This is a genomic window from Streptosporangium sp. NPDC051023 (assembly GCF_040689595.1).
Lineage (GTDB): Bacteria > Actinomycetota > Actinomycetes > Streptosporangiales > Streptosporangiaceae > Streptosporangium.
The window spans coordinates 1-15,684 of sequence record NZ_JBFBCE010000039.1 but is presented as its reverse complement, the minus strand read 5'-3'; the positions used below and the strand labels follow the sequence as shown (position 1 = coordinate 15,684).

Here is a 15,684-nt window from a genome sequence, read left to right as displayed (position 1 = left end):
TCCTGCCCGACCTCCTGTGCCGACTCTCGCCCGCTCTGAGCCGGCCTCGTTCGCCGGTTTCCCTCGGAGGCCACGTGTACGTATCAGTACGCGACATCCCGCACGGCACGAGATCAACGGCCCGGGTACCCCGGGTCGTCGTCGTCCTCGGCCTGGTGAGCCTGATCACCGACGTCTCCACCGAGATGGTGACGGCCGTCCTGCCGCTGTTCGCGACCCTCGCCCTGGGGCTCACTCCCCTGGCGTACGGGCTGCTGGACGGCCTCTACCAGGGCGCGACCGTCCTGGTGCGGCTGCTCGGCGGCTTCTTCGCGGACCGGCTGCGCCGTCCCAAGCTCGTGGCGGGCGCGGGGTACGCCCTCGGGGCCGTCGCCAAGCTGATGCTGCTCCCCGTGGCGGGCGCGGGGGCGCTGTCGGCGGCGGTGGCGGTGGACCGCGCGGGCAAGGGGCTGCGGACCGCGCCGCGCGACCTGCTCATCGCCACGGCGAGTCCGCGGGACCGGCTCGGCAGGTCCTTCGGCGTACACCGGGCCCTCGACGCGACCGGCGCGCTGCTCGGCCCCGTCGTCGCGTTCGGACTGCTCGCGCTCGCGCCGGGCGACTTCGACATGATCTTCGTCGTCTCGTTCTGCGCCGCCGTCCTCGGCGTACTGCTGTTCATCCACCGCGTACCGGAACACCACACACCGGGACACCGTGGACCGGAACGCCACACGCCGGAACACCACGTGGGGGAACACGGTGTGCCAGAACACAGCGTGCCGGAGCACGACGCGTCCGCGAGGCGCCCGGCCGTGGCGGGCACGGCCGGTGCGCCGGTCTCGCACTCCGGGGCGCGACCGGTCTCGCTTCGCGACGTCGCGGCGCTGCTGCGGATCGGCGGGTTCCGGCGGCTGCTCTGCGCCGCGACCGTACTGTCGGCGGCGACGATCGGTGACGGCTTCCTCTACCTCGTCCTGCTGCGCAACGAGTCGGTCACGACCCGCTGGTTCCCGCTGCTGTTCGTCTGCACGAGCCTGATTTACCTCACCCTGGCCCTGCCACTCGGCCGGCTCTCCGATCGATACGGCAGGAACGGTGTCTTCAGCGCCGGGTACGGCCTGCTGCTGTGCGCGTACCTCACCGCCGTTCTCACCGGCGGGGTCGCCGGGGCCGTTCTGTGCCTGGTGTTCCTCGGCGCCTACTACGCGGCGACCGACGGTGTGCTGCCCGCGGCGGCCGCGCCGCTCCTTCCCGCCGAACTGACGGCGACCGGGATCTCCGTCGTTCAGGCGGCGGTGGCGGGTGGGCGCGCGCTCGGCGCGGTGGTCTTCGGCGCGGTCTGGACGGCCGCCGAGGGCGACGCCGCCGTGTGGACCTTCGCCGCAGCCCTCACGGCCGCCCTGCTCACGGCCGTACCGATGATCACACGAGCCCGCAACCGCAGGACGGAGGCCCGATGACCCGGCTCAGCCAGCGCGGGATCAGGGACGGCAAGATCATGATGGTGATCACAGTCCTCGTCATCGCCGTGGCCGCGAGCTGCGTCGCCTCCTCGGTGCTGCGTGCGAGCGCGACCGGCGGCGAGCGGGGCGGCGGCTCGGTTGAGCTGCCCGAGGGGCGGCAGATCGTGTTCCGGTCGCTACGCCCCGGGCCCGCGTTCGGCCACATCGCCGTGCTTCCTGCCGCCGATGTACGGCGCGAGCGTGTCGTTCTCCCGACCCGCTGCGAGCGTACGGCCGCCTCACCCACGGGCGGTCTCTGCCTGCGTCAGACGCGCAACCCGATCCAGCCGTTCGCCGCCACCCTTCTGGACGATCGGCTCCGGCCCGGCGAGGAGATCCCGCTCAACGGGATCCCGAGCCGTGCCCGGATCTCCGAGGACGGCCGCTACTACGCCACGACGGCCTTCGTGACGGGGCACTCCTACCTTTCCGAGGGCTTCTCCACCGAGACCGTCATCGGCCGGGTCGGCGGCGACCCGGCCGGCGACGTCGAGCGGTTCACGTTCCTGCTGAACGGGCAGCCGAACGAGAACGCGGACCGCAACGTGTGGGGGGTGACGTTCGTCCCCGGCGGAGAGCGGTTCTTCGCCACCGTGGCCACCCAGGACCGCAGATACCTCGTCGAGGGCGACATCGGGCGGCGCACCCTCACCGCCCTGCGCGACAACGTCGAGTGCCCGTCCCTGTCCCCGGACGGCCTGCGCCTGGCCTACAAGAAGCGAACCGGGCTCAACTCCGACGTCTGGCGCTTCCATGTCCTCAACCTCGCGACCGGCGTCGAGACCCCGCTCGCGGAGACCCGAAGCGTGGACGACCAGGCGGCGTGGCTCGATGACGACCACGTGATGTACGCGGTGCCCAAAGGCGGCGCGGGCGGCCGTAACGCCGACGTCTGGGTCGTGTCCCTGCGCGGCGGCGCGCCGCGCCTGCTCATCCCGGACGCCGACTCACCCACCGTCCGAGCCCCCGCCGCGGACCGGCCACTACGCTGACCCCGCCCGCCGAACCTCCGCACGGACCACTCCAGCGGCGCGCGGCCCCATCTCCGGCACCACGAGGCCGTGCCCGCCACCTCCGAAGCCATGATCCACCTCGCGATGACCGACACCGTGCCTCGTCACCTCACCAGCGAAACCCCCCGAACGTGCGCGGAACCTAAAAACCAGGATCGGACAGGACTCACAACATCGAACGCTCTCTAAGCTCACATGCATGGCAAAGTACTTCGACGTGCATCCGGACAACCCGCAACCTCGGATGATCGGTCAGGTGATCGATCTCCTCCAGGCGGACGGGCTGATCGCATACCCGACGGACTCATGTTTCGCGTTGGGGTGCCGGCTGGGAAACAAGGAGGGCATCGACCGGATCAGGGAAATCCGCCACCTCGGTGACGACCATCACTTCACCCTGATGTGCGGAAATTTCGCCCAGTTTGGCCAGTTCGTCCACATGAGCAATGCTTTGTTCCGCTCGATCAAAGCGGCGACTCCCGGCGGCTACACGTTCATCCTGCCTGCGACGAAGGAGGTGCCACGGCGGCTGCTGCATCCCAGGAAGAAGACGGTCGGCGTTCGGATCCCCGATCACGTCGTCACGCAGGCGTTGCTGACCGAGCTCGGCGAACCGCTGCTGTCGAGCACCCTGCTGCTGCCCGATGAGACCGAGCCCATGACCCAGGGATGGGAGATCAAGGAAAGACTCGACCACGTGGTGGACGCTGTGATCGACTCCGGCGAATGCGGCGCCGTACCGACGACGGTCGTCGACTTCTCCCAGGACGAACCCGAGATTCTCCGCAGAGGCGCCGGAGACCCATCCCTCTTCGAGTAGGCGATCGGTGTCATCCAGGACGTTCCCGCCGTCGTGTGAACCGACTGCCGCCACTCCAGCGCTTCGGGAACGTCCCGGTACTCCAGCAGATACCGACCCACGATCTGCTCCAGCAGATCCCTGACCTCCGCGGACGTGGCACGGAAAAACTCTCGGCGCAGGTTGACCCTGTTGACCCGCCGGTCGTTCAGCGCGGCGTGCAGCCGCTCCTCGTGGCGCGCCTCGCGCGAAGGACTCACGAACCGGGACATCGGCGCGGCTGTTCATCAGCGCGCGCACCGCCGAGTACCACCTGCGCAAGGTCTTCATGAAGCTCGGCATCAGGGGGCGCGCCGAGCTGAAGGCCACGCTCGACCGGGCGGCGCCGGGTACCGGATAGCCCACGGGCACGGGACCGACGATGGAATCTTGACCGGCCCCTTCAGATCCGAATGGGCGCCGCCCTCGCACCTTCGAGGTCGTCGAGGGTGGTGCGCGGCGGGGAGGCGGTGATCTCGACGCTCATGAGCGTCGCTCCGGTGGCACGTAGTCGAAGGTAGGGCCGGCCGTGGTGCCGTCCTCGTCGGGCATCAGCATTAGGGCGTTGGCCTGGGGCTTGATCGCGTACATGGTGCCGACGGCGACCCCGAGCAGGTTCGGGTCGCCGTTGAAGGCCTGCTCCAGCTGGTTCAACAGGGTGCAGTAGGTGCGGTTGAACTCTTCCTGCGCGGTACGGATGGCGCTGCCCTGGGCGTGATCGGACAGCCGCGGGTTGGGCCGCATCGGGTGCACGGCGGCCAGGTTCATCGAGATCGGCTCGCCGGTTGGCCCGGACTGCGGGGTGTCGCCGCGCCGGTAGCGCCGGCCGAGTTTGAGTTCCTGGAAGCGGTAGTAGTGGGCGACCTCGTCCCGATCGGGGTGGAAGACGTCCTGGTTTCCGTCCCAGACCTCGCCCCGGGCCGTGCCCTCACCTTGTTCAACGATCTCCTCCAGCGCCCCCAGCGCCGACTCCAGATCCTCCACCGCGAACAACGAACCCGCGGTGTGCCGGAAATGGCTGCCGCTCACCTGGCGGGCGGGGTCGCCGCAGAAAACCTCCCGCTCGCCGAGCCGGTCGCACAGGTCACGCAGTCCTTGTTCGATCGCGTCATAGAACTGCCCGATCGTCTCGTAGCCGTCGCCTTCCGCCGGGGCACCGGGCGGCGCAGGCCGTTCCAGGCGCAGGAACATCTCCAGGGCCTCCGGGCCGAACGGGAGCAGCGACAGTTCCAAATCGCTGTGGGGCAGCCTCCGGGGATGGGGCGGCAACACCCCCGGCATGTCGAGGCGCGGTTGGCCGCCGACGGCGTTGAGCAGGTTCGCGACCAGCGCCAGGTGCAGCATCTCCTCGACGAAGACGCCGCCCACCACCTCCGTTGCCTCAGGGTTGCGCTCCGGATCCAGGGAGTACAGCGCGCACAGGTATGGCGGCAATGTTGCGTGTTCCAGTTCGATCGCCCACTGCAGGTGCTCACGCAGACTGTCGAGGGTGTCGATCCGTGCCGGCCCGGGAACGGTGACGGTCCCCTGCGGTTCCAGATTCGTCATCAGAGTCCTACCTTCGTTGTCAGAAGGGGTGTTTCGCGCAACGTGATCGCCGGCGACTTCTTTCTGATGGCCGGCCGCGCTCAGGGCGGGCGGCGGGGGCGCGGTTCTGGCGATGGGCGAATTCCCGTCGTCCACCGGGACGAAACATGTGCTTGAGCGTGGCGAGGAGCCGCTGTTACCGGGTGGTGTTCTGCTTGAGCCAGTCGCGGTAGCGGATCTCGCCCAGGGCGGCGCCATCATCGGTGCCCACCACCGACAGCGCCACATGACGACCCACACCCGCTACCGCCTCCGCCGCCAGCAGGTTGCCGGTGGAAGTCTGGAAGAACTCCACCACCGCCTTCCGCGCGAACGACGGCGAATTCGACACATCGATCACCGTCGACGCCCCGGCCAGCACCTCCGCCAGCCCCTCGCCCGTGAGAATCGCAGGCATGGGAGTGTCACTCCTCCGCGTGGTCGGCGGCGTCGAGGATAGCGGCGGTCACGGCGTCGGGTTGCCGGGCGGTTTCAGCGGCGCGGGCCGGTCTTGCGCCGCCGGGGACCTGATCGAACGAAGCGGCTCGTGCTACGCCCCGGTACCCACCACAGGGCCCCAGCGGCCCGGGCCAGGGTATCGACCAGGGCGCGATGGAGAGGCTCGAGAAACGACCGTGATCACAGCGGCATCGCCGGATGCTGGGGTGCGAACGGAGCCGAGATCGTGACCATGAACCTGTTGGAGTCGCACAGAGACCATCCGGAGCAGACCGATGACCGGTCGATCAGAAAATGGGACGGAGCCGTTTCGGCGTTCGTCAGCACCGCGCCCCGGCTCTTCGCGATTGGTCTGCGCGTCCTGCAAGACGTGGGCGAGGCCGAGGACGTGGTGCAGGAGACGTGGCTGCGATGGGCTCGCACCGACCGCTCGGTCGTCATCAGCCCGCCCGCTCGATCATGCAGGTCCCGGGAAGGCGCATGGTGCGAGCCGGGAAACACCCGTACACCGCACCCGTGAACGCGACCACGTCCGGACCTCGTTCCGCTGAACGAGACGTTTCCATGGGCAAGCCCTTCCGCTCGGCCGATCATCACGACATGGCCGAGGCGACAGGAGTCCGCCGAGAGGCGGGCCGCGAGCGGCACGACGTGACCCCCCGAGGAGATCCCATGCCACGCATTCCGCTGATCCTGCTGGTCTGCGGCGCCCTCGCGGCGGCACCGGCGCTCTGGCGCTGGTTCGCCCGGACCAGCAACACCCAGGTCCGCCGGATCAACCAGTGAAGGTCCCGGACGGACTGGCCGGCCTCGATCGCCACCGGCGTGACCAGGTCGCGGCGGCCTGGCGGCACGTCAACGCGGCCCGGCTGCGAGAACTGCTCTGCGGCCTGGTGAACGTCCCCAGCCCGACCGGCGGCGAACGCCGCCTCGCCGAGCACATCACGGACACCCTGACGGCCGCCGGCATCACGGCGGCGACCCAGCCGCTCGACGACCGGCAGGCCAACGCGTGGGGGCGGCTGCGCGGCGACGGCAGCGGCCCCGACCTCATGCTGTACGCGCCGCTCGACACGCTGACCACCGGCCGCGAGGACGAGGACGTTCCGTGGACCGGCCCCGGAGCGCGCCCCGACATGCGACCGGCCGCCCGTGTCGAGGGCGACCTGGTGATCGGGCTCGGCGCCGGTAACCCGAAGGGCCACGCCGCCTGCGTGCTGATGGCCGCCGAGGCCGTCCACCGCGCCGGGCTGCCGCTGACCGGGGACCTGCTGGTCGCGTTCGGGGCTGGCGGCATGCCCGTCAACGCGCCGCCCGGCGGCGGGCGGCGCAACGTCGGGCAGGGCGTCGGCTGTTCGTTCCTCCTCGAACAAGGAGTCTGGGCGGACTTCGCGGTGATCGCCAAGCCCGGCTGGACGGTCTCCTCTGAGGAGGTGGGGCTGGCCTGGTTCGAGGTCACCGTCCACGGTGTGCACACCTATGTCGGCTCACGGCATCGCCTGCCGTACGAGAACGCGATCGCCCGGGCGGGTGAGGTCGCCGTACGGCTCGAGGAGTGGTTCGCCGACTACACCGACCGGCACACCGGCGAGACGGTCGCCCCCCAGGGCATCGTCGCCGCGGTGGAGGGAGGCCGGCCGCACATGGCGGCCGTCACCCCGGCCACCTGCCGGCTGCTCGTGGACCTGCGCCTGAGCCCGCGCACGACTCCCATGGAGGCCAAGCGGGAGTTCGGTGCCGCGATCGAGAAGATCCGCGCCGAACTGCCCGGCACCGTGGTGACGTTCGAGATGGTGCTCGCCATCCCCGGCACCGCCTCCGACCCGCGGAGCTGGGTGGTCCGCAGCGCCACCGCCGCCTGGGAGGCCATGGAGGGACGCCCGCACGAGGTGATCCGCGGCAACAGCGGCGCGACCGACGCCAACATCCTGCGGAACCGGGGAATCCCGACCGTACGCATCGGCATGCCCAAGGTCACCGATGCGCCGTTCGAGATCGACTTCTCCATGGGGATGAACACCGCCGACGTCCGGGAGATGGAACGGCTCACCCGGCATCTGATCCGCACCGCCGTCACCACGGTCACCCGGTCCCGATCAGAGGTGGGCGTATGACTGGGACGGTGCCCGGGGCGGACCCCTCGGACAGCACCCTGACGCCCGTCCGCGCCCACCGCCCGGGGGGATGCGGAGATCGCGCCACCGCCGGTGCGTCCGCCCGGGTCCCCGTCACGACGGCCGGGGGTGGCGGTTTCCCATGGAACGAGCCAAACTCTTCGCAGGTCTCCGAAGCAACCGGGAGGTCCCTGCCATGACAACGCTTCCGTTCGCCCGTCCCGGATCGGCGGCGGTCACCACTCCGGCGTGCACCGGCGACGCCGAGGCGATGAACTCCGTCCTGGGCAAGGCGCGCCTGATCATCGAAGCCTTCACGGCGGAGGACGATTCCCTCTCGCTCGCGGAGCTCGTCCGGCGCACCGGGGTGGCGAAGGCCAGCGTGCACCGGCTCGCCCAGGAACTGCTCGGCTGGGGGGTGCTGGAGCGGGCGGGGAACCGCTACCGCCTCGGCCTGCGGCTCTTCGAAATCGGCCAGCGGGTGCCCCGGCAGCGGATCCTGCGCGAGGCGGCCCTGCCCTACATGGAGGACCTGCTGCTCGCCACCCAGGAGACGGTCCACTTCGCCATCCATGAGGGCCTCGACGTGCTGTACGTCGAGAAGCTCATGGTGCACCGGGGACTGCGGAAGCAGTCCCGGGTCGCCGGGCGGCTCCCCCTGTTCTGCACCGCCACCGGGAAGGTGATCATCGCCTTCTCACCCCCGGTGCTCTTCCACGAGGTCGTCCGGCACGGCCTCACTCCCCTGACCCACAAGACGATCATCCAGCCCGGACGGCTCCGGGCCCAGCTCGACAAGATCCGGGCCGAACGTCTCGCGGTCGAGGCCGAGGAGACCAGGCTCGGCTACACGAGCTTGGCCGTACCCGTCTTCGCGGACGCCAGCACGCTGGCCGGCGCGCTGTCGATCACGGCCCCCACCTTCCGGATGAACCAGGGCCGGTTCACGGCCGCGCTACGCACCGCCGCACTCGGCATCTCCCGCACGCTCCAGGCGACGGGCTGACCGACCGGGAGGACGGCCGCCCGCCTGCTCGGCGCCCGCCTCAGCGAAAAGCGGTACGCGCGAGAACTCTGGTTCCTCACCTGGAGACCGGATGCTTGGCGAGGAAGGCGAGGCTCACCTCGTTGTACCGCGCGGCCTGCTCGTGCTGGGGCCAGTGGCCGCACTCGTCGAACAGCACCAGCTCCGAGCCCGCGATGGCCTCGTGCATCGCGGCGGCCTCGGGTACCTCGCCGAAGGGGTTGTCACGGCCCCACACGATCAGGGTGGGCGCGGTGATCCGGGCGAGGTGTTCCGAGCGGAGGATGTTCCGCACCCGGGTCTCCATGTTCTGCAGGCACAGGAGGTTGTCGATGCTGGCGACGAAGTCGGGCCGGTGGTAGATGGTGTGCCTGATCGCGACCAGTTCCTCGGTCGCGTCCTCGGCGTCGGCCATCAGCAGCCGCATCCGCGCCCGGGTCAGCTCGACGTCGTCCCTGGTGACCGCCTCCCGGGTGGTGGTGCGGATGCGCTCCATGATCTGCGGGTTGGCCACGGTGCCTCCGGCGCAGAGCAACTGGAGGGAGGCGACTCGCTCCGGCGCGTCGATCGCCGTACGGGCGCCGACCCATCCGCCGAGTGACTCCCCCACGATGTGGGCGGACTCGATTCCGTTGGCGTCCATGTAGGCGAGCAGGTGATCGCGGTAGCGGGGAATCTCATAGGGGAAGTCCGGCTTGCCGGTGTATCCGTGACCGAGCATGTCGATGGCGTGACAGGTGTACCGCCTGGCGTGGTCGCCGATGTTGCGGGCGAAGGCCTCCAAGTGTCCGCTGGTGCCGTGGAGGAAGATCACCGGTTCGCCGGTGCCCGCCTGGAGGGAGCGGGTCGGAATCCCACCGGCGTCGACGGTGGTGACCCGGAAGTCGACACCGGCCAGTTCGGTCCAGATGGTGGGAACGATGGTGCTGGAAGTCATGGGTTGCTCCAGTGGTCGAGGGGGTCGGGCGGTTCCCGGCGCTCAGCGGTGCCGGTTGACGTGGTGCACCCGGGTGTCGCTCCGGGCGGGCGTCCTCCGCGGCGCGCGGGCCCTGGCCGGCACCGCGGAGAGGGTCAGCGGTTCGCGCACGGGCGGTCCCCGGGACGGCCCGGGTCACGGACGATCCCCGGGACGGGCCGGATCACGGGCGGTCCCCCGGGACGGACCGGGTCACGGGTGGCCGACGGGCGGGCCGGGTCACGGGTGGTCGACGGAGCGGAGGAACCCGTCGACGACCGCGTGGTAGGCGGCGGGCCGTTCCTCCTGCAGGTGGTGGGAGACGTGCTCCATGACGTGCAGGTTTCCGCGCTTGACCATGCGCGACAGCATGAGCGGGTAGTCCGGGGTGAGAAACGCGTCCTCCCGTCCCCACACGAAGAGCACCGGTGCCTCGATCCGCCCGAGCTCGTCGGTGAGGTCCTGCCAGTCTCCGCGTGGTGAGTCCGACATCGCGGCGAGCTCCCGCTCTCCCGGGTCGAGGCTCTGCCGCCATCGCATGTCGACGGTCTCCTCGGGCAGGCGGCCGGCGTCGTACCACTCCAGCCGGGTGATCAGGTTTCGCATCTTCTCGCGGGTGGGTCCCTCGCCGCCGTAGTAGATGTCGCGGGCGGCGCGGCCGCGGTGGCCGCGTTCGGGCAGGGGCGCGAGCGGTCCGTAGAAGACCGGCATGCTGCCGGTCACCACGAGGGAGCGGACGCGGCCGGGATACCGGGCCGCGAGACACAGCGCGATGGTGCCGCCCCAGGAGTTGCAGATGAAGTCGGCCCGTTCCAGGCCGAGGGTGTCCATGAGCGCGACGGTCTTGGCGGCGTGGAAGTCCCACATAGGGCCACTGATGCGGCATTTGTCGGACTTGCCATACTGGAGGATGTCCACGATCAGGCAGTGCCGGTCGGCGGAGAAGTACGGCGTGACCGGGCCGAAGTCGCTCCAGCCGGTGCACCCGGGGCCGCCGCCGTGCAGGAAGATCGTATCCGGGCCCGCGCCGAGCTCGTGGAAGTGGTAGGTGACGCCGCCGGCGTCGGCGAAGCGGCTCTCAGGTGCGGCGCCGGCCGGGGGTGAGGGGAGGCGCGTCATCGGTGGTCTCCTGAGGCCGTGGCGGGGGCGGCGGCGGGATCGAGCACGGCCACGCCCATTCCGGTGAGCCACTCGGGCATGGGCGCGTAGACCAGTGGTGTGCCCGGCGTGAAGCCGAGGGCGGCCGCCATCACCAGCCAGGTGCGCAGTTCCTGGCCGCCGTTCCCTGCCGCGGACTCCACCTCGGCGGTCGTCATCGACGCGTAACGGCGGAGGCGGCCGTTCTCGAGGTCGTCGAGGAACTCCCGGTCGAACTCGGGAGAGATCGTCGGGCGGGCGGCCACGATGATCTCCCGGCGCCGTTTGTCGTACCGCTCCCACTCGCCTCGCCCGTTGATCCAGGCGTCCACGAGAAAGGCCTCGTCGTCGCCCTGGGGATCCGTCCAGTCGCTCGGCCACGGGAGCCTGTGGGACAGCCCGCCGGAGGCGATCACGACCACGCGGCGCTCCCCGGCGATCCGTCCGACGGCCGCGGCGAGGTTCTCGCCGAGCCGGACGCAGCGCGCCAGCGTGGGCAGCGGCCGGGCGAAGACGTTGACGACCAGTGGCACCACCGGCACGTCCAGGCCGTCGAGCAGGTACTGGATCGCGTGCGACTGCCCGTGGTCGATCTGCAGCCGGGCCGAGATCGCCACCTCGGTTCCGGCCTCGACGAGGTCGGCCGCCAGCGCCTGCGCGAACCCGGGGTCCGTCTTCTGCCGGCCCTTGGGGGTCCCCGCCTCGCCGGCCGCGACGACCTCGCCGACGCCCACGGTGAAGGCGGGGATCAGGTCGAGCCAGAAACCACGGAAGTGGTTCGACCCGACGATCACCACCACGTCCGGGCGTGCCTCCGCGACGCGCCGCCGGGCGGTGTCCAGGGCACCGCGGAAGGCCTCGGCCCGGTCGGTGTGCACGACCTGGTCCCAGTGGGTGTTCATCAGGGTTGAGTGGGACGCCCCCACCCCGAGCACGATGTCGGACATCGGGTTGGCTCCGTTTCTCTGTGGGGCCGCGGCTCAGCCCGCGGTGGGGTCGGTGGGCTCGATGCCCTGGGCGCGCAGCCGTTCCAGCCGTTCCTCGGTGGTGTCCTCGGCGAGCTTGCGCCACTGCAGGAGCGAGTCGTCGGGGCGGTAGAGCTTCTCCGGCGGCGCGTCGGTGACCTCGACCATCCACTTGTCCTGTCCGGAGAACTGACCGTGGAAGAGCCACCGCACCGCGCCGAGGTACTTCGCGTAGAACGGCAGCGTCTTCACGCCCTTCTTGAAGTCGGCCAGCATGCCGACGTACAGGTGGTTGTCGGCGTCCACCGGCACGTAGAACTCGTAGTGGATGAAGGTCGGGTACGCGATCCGCAGGACACCCGGCATGCTGACGGAGGCGAAGCCGGGGAACTCCTGGGCCGCGATCGTCGGGTTGACCTCGCGGTGCGAAGCGGTGTTGCCGATGTTCTGGACCCCCTTCGGGCGACGGGCCTTGTACCAGGCCGTCCCCGACCAGGTGCCGAGCCCCGGGAAGTCCGCCTCCCAGTACTGCTCCTGCTGCACCCGGTAGATCCAGCGGCCACGCTTGACGATCTTGGTGGTGTTCCAGACCGGCATCGGCTTGAACAGCCGCCACAGCGCCGTGCGGTGGAGGTACTTGGCGTGTCCCTCGTCGTAGCCGTTCTCGCAGGCGAACCGCCAGTTGCCCGCGCGGGCCTGGATCCGCTGGCCCACGACCGCCGGGTTGCCGACCAGTTCCTCGGGGAGCTGCTCGTCGATCGGGTGCGGCTTCTCGCCGTCGCCGATGTACACCCAGACCAGGCCGAGGCGCTCCTCGACGTCGTAGGTCGGCTGGGTGACCTTGCCGCAGATCGGGGACAGCGGGCCGTCGGTGATCGCGGCCTTGAGGTCGCCGGTCTCCAGGTCGAAGGTCCAGCCGTGGTAGACGCACGAGATCGTACCGGGGAACTGCTTGTCGCCGTGGCTCAGCGGCACCCCCCGGTGGGGGCACCGGTCCTTCATGCCGTAGATCTTGCCCCTGTCGCGGATGACGAACAGGCGCTCACCGAGCAGGGTGACGGCGCGGGGCTTGTCTCCGACCTGCGAGGAGAAGCAGACGGGGTACCAGTAGCCACGGAAGCCGGCCCCGGCGCCCTGGTAGTGCGGCCAGCTCGACCAGTCCTGGCGGCCTGGCAACATCCCCGCGCGGTGTCTCCGGACCGGCTTGGCCGGAGTGGGCCTCACCTGGGCGGGCACGGGCTGGGAGTTCACGGTCTCGGTCATGTCTGCTCCACGGGTCTTCACCGCGGCATCTCCAGGTGCGATCGAGATCGCCGTATGCCGGTCCCGAGAGCAGACCATCCGGCCGGAAGGGCGGACAACGAGTCCGGTTCGCCCAGCGGACCGCGATGGCCGGCAGCGCGGGCGACGGAGGAATCTCACGGACGGTCCGGTGAGCGGTCCTGCTCGGAGGACTACCGGGGACGCCGTTCCTACATTCGACGGCGAAGCGCATCGCCTAATCCTCAGGAGGCCTTCGGTGACCATGTCCGAGACCGTGTCCGAGATCGTGTCGACCGATGTCCTCATCGTCGGTGCCGGACCGACGGGCCTGTACGGCGCCTACTACGCCGGGTTCCGCGGCCTCGCCACCGTCGTCGTCGACGTCCTGCCGCAGGCCGGCGGCCAGGTGACGGCTCTGTATCCGGAGAAGGAGATCCGCGACGTCGCCGCGCTACCCGCGATCAGGGGCCGCGACTTCGTCGCCGCCCTCCTGGAGCAGGCGGCGGCCTTCACCCCGACATACCTCCTGGGCCGGCAGGCGGTGACGCTTGAGCACCGCGACGGCGAGCCCGTCGTGACGCTGGACGACGGCACGGTCGTCCACGCCCGCGCCGTCGTGCTGACGTCCGGCATCGGCACTCCAACCCCGCGTCCTCTGGGGTGCGGCGAGGAATGGCTCGGCACGGGCCTGTCGTACTTCGTGGTGGACCCTCGGGCGCACACCGGCCGGGACGTGGTCATCGTGGGCGGCGGCGACAGTGCTCTGGACTGGGCGGACGCGCTCGAACCGATCGCGCGCTCGGTAACCCTCGTGCACCGCCGGGCCGCCTTCCGCGGGCACGCGGCCACCCTTGAGCGCGTCCGGGCCGGGCGGACCCGGATTCACACCGACACTCACGTGACCGCGCTTGACGGAGACCTGGCGGCGGGCCGCCTCGCGAAGGTGACGCTGCGGTCGAGGTCCGGTGACGAGACGGTACTCGCGGCCGACCACGTGATCGCCGCGCTCGGTTTCATCAGCGACCTGGGCCCGCTGCGGGACTGGGGCCTCGAACTCCGGGCGAGGTCGGTCGCCGTCGACCGGTCGATGCGGACCAACCTGCCCCGCGTGTACGCCGCCGGCGACCTCACCGACTACGAGGGCAAGGTGAAACTGATGTCCGTCGGCTTCGGTGAGGTCGCCACCGCCATGAACCACGTGGCCGTCGACCTCGAACCAGGGCTCACCCTGTTCCCCGGCCATTCCACCGACGGCGCCTGACCCCGCCCCCTGGGGCGAACACCCCTCCACTCCGGTAAGGACATCCATGAGCTACGTGATCGGTGCCGACTGCATCGACGTCCTCGACCGCTCCTGCGTCGAGGTCTGTCCCGTCGACTGCATCTATGTCGGCGAGCGGAAGAGCTACATCAACGCCGGCGAGTGCATCGACTGCGGCGCGTGCGAGGTCGAATGCCCTGTCTCCGCGATCGTCGTGGATCGTGTCGCCCGCAGGGACGAGACGTTGAACGCCCATCTGGAGGATTCCCTCCTCTTCTTCGGGCAGCCGCTGCCGGGCCGTGCACTGCCCCTCGGCGACCCGGGTGGCGCGCGGAAGATCGGCGAGGTGGGCGCCGACACCGCCCTGGTCGCAGGCCACCCCGCCCCATGACGGGAGGGGAGCCGCCGTTCGAGGCAGGCTCCCGGACCTGAGGGCGGCTTCAGAACAGCAGCCGGTCGAGCAGTTCCGCGCGCGTGTGCACGCCGAGTTTCGCGTAGATCGACTTGAGATGGTGCTTGACCGTGTGCTGGCTGATGACCAGATCGGCTGCGATCTCGCCGTCCCGACGGCCGGTGAGCGCGCGCGTGGCGATCTCGACCTCGCGTGGTGTGAGCAACGCCAGACGGGCCGGCGCGATCGCACGCGATGACTCATTCCGCGTGATGATGACCGACACGATCACGTCCGGCTGGCTCGGCAGCCGCTGTGAGGTGATCGTGAGGTGCAGCCCGGCCTCCTGGCCGCCGTCAGCGGTCCAGGAGGCCATCGCCCTCTCGTCGTCGTCGCAGTCGAGCAGCCGCTCGACCTCCGGGCGGGCGTCCCCGAGCCGGTTGAACAAGGCGACCGCGGGCGCGTTGAGGTGACGTCGCGCCAGCCCCAGGTCGGTCAGCACCACCGGTGTGCTGCAACGGTCCAACGCCTCGGTCAACTGGACGCGCTCGCGCTCGACCGAGGCACGTTCACGTACCGCGGACACGGCGATGCCCAGCACCGTGGCCGCCGCACGGGCCGCGTCACGGTCCGCCTCGGTGAACTCCGGCTCTCCGTCCCGCCGGGCCAGGTTCAACGTGCCGGCCACCTCGGCGCCGACGACGAACGGCGCGCACAGCACCCGCGCCATGGCGTGTGGCGCGAACACGTCATGCACGACCGGGAGCTTCAGCCACTCCTCCCGCGGCATCAGGGAGTCACTGTCGCAGACCCGGCGGTCGCGCAGGGCGCTCTGCACGACGGGATCCCGGTCCCGGCCGTGACGTTCGTAGCTGCGCACGTAGTAGTTGCCCAGGCCCCGCACCTCCGCGGCGGCGGGACGCCCGGTCGCGTGATCGTGCACGTAGACGCCGGCGGCGAAGGAGGCAAGGCAGCGCGGCGCCTCGTCGAGGAAGCGGTTCAGCAGCTGTTCAAGAGAGGGTGAGGTGACCAGTTCCGCGACAAGCGTGGGCGGCAGCGGCCGGACCGGCTCAATGAGGGGGTTCCCCATGACGTGCTCCACTCTGGATGCGCTCGGCTGGGCAGTCCCGCACCGAGGCGTCCGCCCAGACTAGCTCCGCCCCCACCTTCCAGGAAGACGTCGTCGCACGCCGGCCGCCGGGTCCGCTCAGCGG

The 15,684-nt window shown here is 70.3% G+C and carries 16 protein-coding genes and 1 pseudogene; 9 read left to right on the top strand and 8 right to left on the bottom strand.

Annotated features, from left to right (window positions below; genetic code table 11):
• Positions 1-74: 74 nt before the first annotated feature.
• The 3 genes from AB0395_RS25135 to AB0395_RS25125 all read left to right on the top strand — a co-directional run bounded on the left by AB0395_RS25135 (position 75) and on the right by AB0395_RS25125 (position 3,317).
• Positions 75-1,442: an MFS transporter gene (locus AB0395_RS25135; RefSeq protein WP_366284441.1), complete on the top strand. Its 1,368-nt coding sequence runs from the start codon at positions 75-77 to the stop codon at positions 1,440-1,442.
• Positions 1,439-2,476 carry a hypothetical protein gene (locus AB0395_RS25130; RefSeq protein WP_366284439.1) on the top strand — a complete coding sequence of 346 codons (1,038 nt, stop codon included), beginning with the start codon at positions 1,439-1,441 and terminating at the stop codon, positions 2,474-2,476. The genes AB0395_RS25135 and AB0395_RS25130 overlap by 4 nt, the downstream gene beginning before the upstream one ends.
• A 220-nt stretch (positions 2,477-2,696) precedes the next feature.
• The gene (locus AB0395_RS25125; protein ID WP_366284436.1) at positions 2,697-3,317 is read left to right on the top strand and encodes an L-threonylcarbamoyladenylate synthase; all 621 of its coding nucleotides are present in this window, start codon (positions 2,697-2,699) and stop codon (positions 3,315-3,317) included.
• Between the two features lie 155 nt (positions 3,318-3,472).
• On the opposite strand, the pseudogene AB0395_RS25120 reads toward AB0395_RS25125, so the two are convergent.
• Positions 3,473-3,568 (bottom strand): annotated as a pseudogene (locus AB0395_RS25120) (hypothetical protein); the annotation flags it as partial.
• Between the two features lie 8 nt (positions 3,569-3,576).
• Between AB0395_RS25120 and AB0395_RS25115 the strand changes: the two are divergent.
• On the top strand, positions 3,577-3,696 hold the full coding sequence (locus AB0395_RS25115; protein ID WP_366284575.1) for a LuxR C-terminal-related transcriptional regulator: 120 nt from the start codon (positions 3,577-3,579) through the stop codon (positions 3,694-3,696).
• Positions 3,697-3,818: 122 nt separating this feature from the next.
• Here the strand turns inward: AB0395_RS25115 and AB0395_RS25110 are convergent, their stop codons facing one another.
• Entirely contained in the window at positions 3,819-4,883 is a 1,065-nt protein-coding gene (locus AB0395_RS25110; RefSeq protein ID WP_366284434.1) for a ferritin-like protein, read from the bottom strand.
• Between the two features lie 175 nt (positions 4,884-5,058).
• Positions 5,059-5,319 carry a hypothetical protein gene (locus tag AB0395_RS25105; protein WP_366284431.1) on the bottom strand — a complete coding sequence of 87 codons (261 nt, stop codon included), beginning with the start codon at positions 5,317-5,319 and terminating at the stop codon, positions 5,059-5,061.
• A gap of 273 nt (positions 5,320-5,592) precedes the next feature.
• Between AB0395_RS25105 and AB0395_RS25100 the strand changes: the two genes are divergently transcribed.
• The 3 genes from AB0395_RS25100 to AB0395_RS25090 all read left to right on the top strand — a co-directional run bounded on the left by AB0395_RS25100 (position 5,593) and on the right by AB0395_RS25090 (position 8,480).
• Positions 5,593-5,880, top strand: a complete 288-nt coding sequence (locus AB0395_RS25100; RefSeq protein ID WP_366284572.1) for a sigma factor — start codon at positions 5,593-5,595, stop codon at positions 5,878-5,880.
• A 262-nt stretch (positions 5,881-6,142) separates the two neighbouring features.
• Entirely contained in the window at positions 6,143-7,474 is a 1,332-nt protein-coding gene (locus AB0395_RS25095) for a peptidase dimerization domain-containing protein (protein ID WP_366284429.1), read from the top strand.
• Between the two features lie 196 nt (positions 7,475-7,670).
• Positions 7,671-8,480, top strand: coding sequence for an IclR family transcriptional regulator (locus tag AB0395_RS25090; RefSeq protein WP_366284426.1), 810 nt, complete (start codon positions 7,671-7,673; stop codon positions 8,478-8,480).
• A 76-nt stretch (positions 8,481-8,556) separates the two neighbouring features.
• On the opposite strand, the gene AB0395_RS25085 is transcribed toward AB0395_RS25090, so the two are convergent.
• The 4 genes from AB0395_RS25085 to AB0395_RS25070 form a co-directional block, all read right to left on the bottom strand.
• Entirely contained in the window at positions 8,557-9,435 is an 879-nt protein-coding gene (locus tag AB0395_RS25085) for an alpha/beta fold hydrolase (protein ID WP_366284423.1), read from the bottom strand.
• Positions 9,436-9,693: 258 nt separating this feature from the next.
• Complete coding sequence (locus tag AB0395_RS25080; RefSeq protein ID WP_366284420.1) at positions 9,694-10,572, bottom strand: alpha/beta hydrolase; 879 nt, start codon at positions 10,570-10,572, stop codon at positions 9,694-9,696.
• Positions 10,569-11,537, bottom strand: a complete 969-nt coding sequence (locus tag AB0395_RS25075; protein ID WP_366284417.1) for a hypothetical protein — start codon at positions 11,535-11,537, stop codon at positions 10,569-10,571. Before AB0395_RS25075 ends, AB0395_RS25080 begins: the two co-directional genes overlap by 4 nt.
• 33 nt (positions 11,538-11,570) lie before the next feature.
• On the bottom strand, positions 11,571-12,818 hold the full coding sequence (locus tag AB0395_RS25070; protein ID WP_366284414.1) for a Rieske 2Fe-2S domain-containing protein: 1,248 nt from the start codon (positions 12,816-12,818) through the stop codon (positions 11,571-11,573).
• Between the two features lie 262 nt (positions 12,819-13,080).
• On the opposite strand from AB0395_RS25070, the gene AB0395_RS25065 reads away from it, so the two are divergent.
• Both AB0395_RS25065 and AB0395_RS25060 read left to right on the top strand, forming a co-directional pair.
• On the top strand, positions 13,081-14,079 hold the full coding sequence (locus AB0395_RS25065) for an NAD(P)/FAD-dependent oxidoreductase (protein WP_366284570.1): 999 nt from the start codon (positions 13,081-13,083) through the stop codon (positions 14,077-14,079).
• Between the two features lie 46 nt (positions 14,080-14,125).
• Positions 14,126-14,470 carry a 4Fe-4S binding protein gene (locus AB0395_RS25060; protein ID WP_366284412.1) on the top strand — a complete coding sequence of 115 codons (345 nt, stop codon included), beginning with the start codon at positions 14,126-14,128 and terminating at the stop codon, positions 14,468-14,470.
• Between the two features lie 49 nt (positions 14,471-14,519).
• Here the strand turns inward: AB0395_RS25060 and AB0395_RS25055 are convergent, their stop codons facing one another.
• Positions 14,520-15,560 (bottom strand): LuxR C-terminal-related transcriptional regulator, encoded by a 1,041-nt coding sequence (locus AB0395_RS25055; protein ID WP_366284409.1) that lies wholly within the window; start codon positions 15,558-15,560, stop codon positions 14,520-14,522.
• Positions 15,561-15,684 lie beyond the last annotated feature (124 nt).

Coding starts and splice junctions, on each gene's coding strand:
- AB0395_RS25065 (WP_366284570.1), top strand. CDS start 13,081: ATGTCCGAGACCGTGTCCGAGATCGTGTCGACCGATGTCCTCATCGTC.
- AB0395_RS25055 (WP_366284409.1), bottom strand. CDS start 15,560: ATGGGGAACCCCCTCATTGAGCCGGTCCGGCCGCTGCCGCCCACGCTT.
- AB0395_RS25090 (WP_366284426.1), top strand. CDS start 7,671: ATGACAACGCTTCCGTTCGCCCGTCCCGGATCGGCGGCGGTCACCACT.
- AB0395_RS25100 (WP_366284572.1), top strand. CDS start 5,593: ATGAACCTGTTGGAGTCGCACAGAGACCATCCGGAGCAGACCGATGAC.
- AB0395_RS25105 (WP_366284431.1), bottom strand. CDS start 5,319: ATGCCTGCGATTCTCACGGGCGAGGGGCTGGCGGAGGTGCTGGCCGGG.
- AB0395_RS25130 (WP_366284439.1), top strand. CDS start 1,439: ATGACCCGGCTCAGCCAGCGCGGGATCAGGGACGGCAAGATCATGATG.
- AB0395_RS25075 (WP_366284417.1), bottom strand. CDS start 11,537: ATGTCCGACATCGTGCTCGGGGTGGGGGCGTCCCACTCAACCCTGATG.
- AB0395_RS25085 (WP_366284423.1), bottom strand. CDS start 9,435: ATGACTTCCAGCACCATCGTTCCCACCATCTGGACCGAACTGGCCGGT.
- AB0395_RS25125 (WP_366284436.1), top strand. CDS start 2,697: ATGGCAAAGTACTTCGACGTGCATCCGGACAACCCGCAACCTCGGATG.
- AB0395_RS25060 (WP_366284412.1), top strand. CDS start 14,126: ATGAGCTACGTGATCGGTGCCGACTGCATCGACGTCCTCGACCGCTCC.
- AB0395_RS25110 (WP_366284434.1), bottom strand. CDS start 4,883: ATGACGAATCTGGAACCGCAGGGGACCGTCACCGTTCCCGGGCCGGCA.
- AB0395_RS25080 (WP_366284420.1), bottom strand. CDS start 10,572: ATGACGCGCCTCCCCTCACCCCCGGCCGGCGCCGCACCTGAGAGCCGC.
- AB0395_RS25070 (WP_366284414.1), bottom strand. CDS start 12,818: ATGACCGAGACCGTGAACTCCCAGCCCGTGCCCGCCCAGGTGAGGCCC.